Consider the following 6229-nt stretch of genomic DNA (forward strand, 5'->3'; position numbering starts at 1 on the left):
TTGGAGTCGCACCTTCCGTCGCCCTCGTTCCACGAACATGGCGGGTCTGTGGTCCAAGGGTCTGAAGGGAAATCCAGCAGTGATGCCGCCACGATGAGCCTCGCCTTGAGCCTCGACTCTCGAGGCATTTCCACGCGCTGCCGCAGCCCTTCGGACCCGTTGGCGAATCCGGCGTCGCGGTACTGTGCCCAGCGTTCGCCGACCTGGTGAAAGAAAAGCCACCGGGCGACACCGCCGCCGATTTCGTCCAGCCCCGGCACGATCGATGCGGTCCCGTCGAAGGCAACGACCTCGCCCCGTTCAACTTCCGGTGGATCGGGTTCACCAATCTCAGCCCACACGAGCGGCTTCTGGCGGGTGACGGCAAAGAGCTGGTCAGCCGTTTGTCCGGCGTAGTCGGAGACGTGGAAACGGAGGGCATTCTCGAAAGCGGTCGCCCCGAGGGGCAACCCAACCGGGACCTCGGCCACGAACCAGCCCCAATCACCGTTGTCCCGGTCATCCTGGTTGTCAGCATAGAAGCCATAAACCATCGTCGGCGGATCCAAGGACTCGTTCGTGATGGTGACCGAGCTGACATCCACATCGTGGTGGAGATCTGTGACCCGGAATCGAACCGGCAACACGACTACCTGGTTGTCGGAAAGACTGAACAGGCTGCTTGGCACAACGTCGATCGCCGGCGCGTGGGGCCCATCGAGACCCGTGTCAACGTGAATCGGGTCGAGATAGGCCTGCGAAGATCCCGGGCAAATCTCCTGGGCGGTCTGTGTGGTGGTGATAGCAAAACCGCTATCGTCCAGAATCGACCGCCCGACATGTCCTGCGGTTTCCGACCAGCACGAGTCGATCGGCAGCGTTTTGAAGCCGTAGTCCACGCCGTTCAGGAGGTCCAGGTTATTGGTCCAGCGGCCGTGCTCGTCGGCTCCGATTCTGGTCGTGACGCCCCCCCAGGCAAGCGTGGCTGTGTAAAGCACGTTCTCTCCCAGGCCCCATGTCGACCTTCGTTGGTCTCCGTCGGCGCAGTCAGGGCTTCGAATGCCTACCGGGCCGAGACCGAAGATCTGGAAGTGTTCGACCGAAACGCTGGTGCCAAACAGGAGTGGCGCGAGTGGTTCGTGAACCGCATCGTGCAAACCGACCTCATCATGGATCCCGTACAGAAGCGCACGTTCCGAATAACCACCATCCGAATCCTCAACAACGAATCGGAAGCTGTTGGCTCCGTACCGGACGTTTGGCAGATTTACGGTGACCGATTCTTCGTCTGCCGGGACCTCGATTACGAGGTCCGCGTCAGTATTCCGTTCGACGCACCCAGGTTCATCGCGGCCGGCAAACGGGAACGATCCGGGCCAAATGATGGGGACCTCTCCGCCATCTCCGCCTACGGCCTCGAACGTATCCTCGTTGACGAAGACGCTGACCGTTGTCCCTCCGAGGCTCTCCCCGGGTTCCGGATTCAAAGTCAATCCGAGGTTGCCGAAACACTGGAAGCGGCTCGCACCTTGTGGACAATTCCACTCTACAGACTCGAACGAGGGCACTGGTCGCGGTGCGTCCCACACGGGAGTGATGACAGGATCTCCAGGAGGGTTGGAGGTGTTGCCAAGGTAATACCACTCCGAAAATGTGTTCCACTTGATTCGATAGTGGTAGGTCTGCCCGGGATCAACCGTCCTGTCCGTAAAGCTTGTGTAGCTTTCGGTACCGCCATCATGATCCTGATTTCCTGGCTCCTGAAATGCAACCCAGGACTGTCCGCCGTCGGAGCTGCGCTCGAGCTCCATGCTCGGAGTGCTCGACCCGCCCCAGACGAGAAGCACCGCGTCCGGGAACACGTACCTCGTCGTGAATGGACAGGTGTTAAGATCCGAATGTTCCACTACCACCTCGTCACTGACGCACGACGAGGGCGGCTCCTGATTCGCACACGGATCCGGTTCGCCCCTCAGCGCGGTGTCCAAGGGTATGGATCCGGGCGCCGCCACCACCAGTCTCACCCGATAGGCGGGGACAGCTCCCGAGGTTTGAAACGAACCTGTCAGACCATCCGCGAGTTGCACCACCTCCATCAAGTCGGAACCGTCATCTCGGAGAACGGCAAACCACGAATCGTAGCCGGGCGGTACAACCGATTTCGTACCATCGATTCCGAGGACCTGGCCGTCGCAATACACGCGACCTTCCGGCTCTCCGATAACGGCTCGCAGTTCGTTGTCGATGATGGATACGGTACCGGTGCCGCGCGATCTCACCACGCCTCCCTGTGCCCCGGTCAGCGCGACAGAAAAGGTCTCTCGCCCCTCGATCAAATCGTCTTCGACAATCGAAAGCGGAATGTATCCCGCCGTTTGCCCGGCGGGTATCGTCACAGTGCCGCTCGCCTGCAGAAAATCGAGCGGGTCGAGGGCTGTACCCTCAGACATGACGTAACTGACGATCACGTCGTCCGAAGCCTCTCCGGATAGAGATACCCCCAAATACACCTGCCCGTCTTCTTCTCCAAAGGAGAAGCTGGAGGACTCGAGGAATACCTCTGGCACGTCATTGTCAAGAATCGTCACCTTTGCGACCGAAGGGCCCGAAATCGGTAAACCGGACACATCTCCCAGCGAGACAGTGAATGATTCGTCGCCCTCACGGAGGGAATCCTCGCCTATCAATACCTGCAGGTACCGATCGGTAGCTCCGGGACTGAACCACAAGTAACTGACTGCACTCGTGTAATCCTCCCCTGCGGTAGCGGTAACGTCGCTGGTCGCGTATTCGACGTTGATGTCCTTGTCGGCGGCTACTGATAGGTTGATTTGCACCTTCACCGAGCCGGCGTTCTCGGGCACGGGTATCTCCGATTCCGTGAATTCGACCCAAAGGTCATCATGAATCGTTACCTCGCCGGCGTCCGGCAACATATCGTCGAGGCTGCATTCGACCGGGCTGAATATAGTGACGTGAAAGTATTCTCGGCTGTCGGATTGAGGATCCGTTGTGACAGGGATCGTGACGAGAAATTCAGTCTGTCCGGGCGCGAACACCAGCGTCTCTGATAGCTCGCCGTAATCCTCGCCGGCGATCGCTGTCCCGTCAGAGGTGCCAAACGTAACCTGGGTTTCCCGACCGCTCGGCTCTGACAGGCGAACGGGAATACTGATCTCTCCGAACTGCTCGAAGGCGTCGTAGGTCGCAGAATAGAAGCCACCGTCGGCGAGATAGACGAAGGGGGGCCAGTCGTTGTCTTTGATCGTGACAGTTGCCGTTGCCGGTTGACCCAAAGTGCCGGTCTCCGGATCGGACAACGAAACAGTGAATGTCTCATCCACTTCATCGAGCAGGTCCTCGAAGATGTAGATTGTCAACGGCACACTCGTCACACCGGGAGAGAACGTCAGAACGACGTCTAAACAGCCGTAGTCGCTGCCTCCGGCGGCCTCCGCGTTCAACGTGCGCACCCTCACGCTCGCCGACGAGGTGGAGGATTCGGCACGTGCTACGCCTCCGTCCATTAACTGAACGAGAAGCTGAACTTCACCAGCGCCTTCATTCACGCTTGCCGAATCGACGCTGAACCGGAATTTTGGGGCGGGTGGTGGCTCAACTGAGCTCCACCGTTTGAAATCCCCAGTCTCGAAGCTGTCTTCGAAGACGAGTTCATCGCCATTTGCAGAGGCCGCCGCGCCCACGACCACGATCGTGAGCGCCATGCGCGCGAAGCACGGCCATGCGCCCACCCTCACCGTTTCCGCACCCTCCGGAATGCTCCGTCAGAATGGAGCGGGCACGGAGAATTCGACACGACCAGCTCCTCCCAAAGAAAAATGAGACGCCCTCGGCTTACAAGTTATGTCCTCGATGTGTACATCACAATGGTTCAAATGGACTGTTTTTCTCATTATTTTGAGTGATATTGGCTAGTGCTCTCGAGTGATCGGCCAGGCTGGAGGTTGATCAGTGGGATGACACCGCCAGTCGGGACTCCCGCGTATACTCTCCTCGCATGACACGCATCTCGGTTGTCATTCCCACCGTCGGCCGCGCCGGTCGGCTGCAGGCGACCCTCGAGGCCTTCGGAAAGCTCGACCCCTCCACTCCCCCATTCGAGGTGGTGGTGGTGCTTGACGGCGAGGATGGGGCAACCCGTCAGACTGCCGAACAGCCCCGCCCTTTCGCGGTCAGGGTCCTGAGCCAGCAGAAGGCCGGCCCCGGCCCGGCCCGAAACCTCGGCGCGCAGGCGGCCGACGGGGAGCTGATCGTCTTTCTCAACGACGACACCCGGCCGCACCCGGAATGCCTGGCCGTGCACGCACGCGCCCAGGACGAGCTCGGTCCGTGCATCGCGATCGGACGGGTGGAGTGGGACCCGGAGCGGCCGATCACCGACTACATGGCGTGGCTCGCGCCCGGCGGCCACCAGTTCAACTACGGCCGGCTCGACCCGGACCAACCGACGCCGTGGGACGCCTGTTGGGGGACGAACCTGGCGGTGCCGCGGCAGTGGTTGCTGGACGAGCCCTTCGATCCGGACTTTCCGGTGGTCGCCATCGAGGACGGCGAGTGGGGTTACCGGATGGCTCGCCGCGGCCGGCCGATGCGCTACGTCCCGCAGGCGGTCTGCTACCACGATCACCGCTACGAGGGACCGGCCGCCTACCGCGCACGGGCCCGGACAGCGGGCACCGCTTCGCGCTACGTGGTCCGCAGGCACCCGGAGCTGTTCTGGACCCTGATCGGCCGCCCGACGGTCGCGGCCAAGGTGCGGGCATTGAGCATGTTGCTCCCGGGCAATTGGCGGCGGGAGATGTTCTGGGATCTGGACTATCGCTGGAACTATGTACTCGGTATCCTGCACCCGGGACGGGCCGACCGTCTCCACCGATGAACGAGGGGGCAACTGATGAAGAAGCTTTTCATTCTGTGGGCGCTGATCACGGTCGGACTGCTGCCGCTGGGTTGCGCGCCGTCCGAACAGGCTCCGCCCGCCGTCGAAGCGACACCGACTCCGGACGAGGCGATCGCCGACATGGATTTCGAATCGGGCGGGGTGGAGCAGGCGGAAACGGCAGACGAAACCGCCGCGGAATCCAAACCAGACGGGCACTAGAAGCAATACTCTTCCCTCGGCTGGTGAATCGGCGCGACCAGGGAGTGGGCAATTCGTCCCCGCAACGGCCAACTTTGCGGCTCCGGCCGGGAATTCGGCGCACCTAGTCTGACCTTAAGTCATTCCATTTGAGCGCTTTCCATTGTATAATCGACCCATGATCACGGATGCGGACGCGCTTCGGGAGTTCGAGGATTCGCTCGTGACAAGGGACTCGGCGGACTACCTCGCCAACCTTCGGATCTTCGAGGCTCTTTGGAACCACGCGACCCAGCTGGGGGTGCTGCCGCTGGAGGATCCCCTGGATGGTCTTGAGGTCGACCTACGCCTCGCCGAGGCCCTGAATGTTTGCTGAGATTCTTGCCAATCTTGCGGACAACCTGAATCGAAAAAACCTCGGTTACATGGTAATCGGAGGACAGGCGGTCCTGGTTCACGGCGAGCCCCGCTTGACGAAAGACATCGATGTCACCGTTGCTGCCGGGCTCGAGAAGCTCGATCTGTTGGTCGAGGTGGCCGAGGCCTCCGGTCTCGAACCGCTTGTGGATCCTGAGGAGTTCACTACTCGAACGATGGTGCTCCCCTGCCTCCACAAACCCAGCGGGGTAAGGGTCGATTTCATCCTTTCATTCTCGCCCTACGAGCGAGAAGCCATCGATCGCGCGGCGGAGATCGAGGTTGCCGGATCGAAAGTCCGATTCGCCTCCGCCGAGGACCTCATCGTGCACAAGGTGCTCGCCGGCAGGCCCAGAGACCTCGAAGACGTTCGATCGGTTCTATTGAAGAATCCGAAGCTCGATCAGCGCCTGGTATCAGAAGTACTTTCTGACCTTCAGGAATCGCTCGACCTGGGATCGACCCTCGTAGATAGATTCACCGGAATCGTGAATGGTCTCGGTCGCGAACAGGGCTGATAGGACACCAGAAGCCTACTCGATCAGCTCGGCGAGCGAGCGCAGGCCGTCCGGGTCGAGGATGGTGACGTGGCGGGGCGCGGCCTCGAGCACGCCGTCGTCCTCGAGGCGGCGGAAGGTGCGCGAGAGGACCTCCGGCGCCGTGCCGCACTGGGCGGCGATGAGGTTGCGCGGCTCGGAAAGCTCGATGCGATCTCCCGGCTGCAGCTCGCGC

Annotated in this window: 6 protein-coding genes; 4 read left to right on the forward strand and 2 right to left on the reverse strand. The window is 61.1% G+C overall.

The genetic code is table 11. From position 1 onward, the window contains the following. A partial coding sequence (locus tag LJE93_14245; GenBank protein MCG6950068.1) for a hypothetical protein occupies window positions 1–3704 on the reverse strand: 3704 nt, incomplete at its 3' end. A gap of 293 nt (window positions 3705–3997) precedes the next feature. On the opposite strand from LJE93_14245, the gene LJE93_14250 reads away from it, so the two are divergent. The 4 genes from LJE93_14250 to LJE93_14265 all read left to right on the forward strand — a co-directional run bounded on the left by LJE93_14250 (window position 3998) and on the right by LJE93_14265 (window position 6015). Continuing rightward, complete coding sequence (locus LJE93_14250; protein MCG6950069.1) at window positions 3998–4879, forward strand: glycosyltransferase family 2 protein; 882 nt, start codon at window positions 3998–4000, stop codon at window positions 4877–4879. 15 nt (window positions 4880–4894) lie between these two features. Beyond that, window positions 4895–5101: a hypothetical protein gene (locus LJE93_14255; GenBank protein ID MCG6950070.1), complete on the forward strand. Its 207-nt coding sequence runs from the start codon at window positions 4895–4897 to the stop codon at window positions 5099–5101. Window positions 5102–5258: 157 nt separating this feature from the next. Further along, window positions 5259–5456 (forward strand): hypothetical protein, encoded by a 198-nt coding sequence (locus LJE93_14260; protein ID MCG6950071.1) that lies wholly within the window; start codon window positions 5259–5261, stop codon window positions 5454–5456. After that, window positions 5446–6015: a nucleotidyltransferase gene (locus LJE93_14265; GenBank protein MCG6950072.1), complete on the forward strand. Its 570-nt coding sequence runs from the start codon at window positions 5446–5448 to the stop codon at window positions 6013–6015. Before LJE93_14260 ends, LJE93_14265 begins: the two co-directional genes overlap by 11 nt. A 15-nt stretch (window positions 6016–6030) precedes the next feature. Here LJE93_14265 and LJE93_14270 read toward each other — a convergent pair. Next, a partial coding sequence (locus LJE93_14270) for a helix-turn-helix domain-containing protein (GenBank protein ID MCG6950073.1) occupies window positions 6031–6229 on the reverse strand: 199 nt, incomplete at its 5' end.

This window comes from Acidobacteriota bacterium, from assembly GCA_022340665.1.
GTDB lineage: Bacteria > Acidobacteriota > Thermoanaerobaculia > Thermoanaerobaculales > Sulfomarinibacteraceae > Sulfomarinibacter.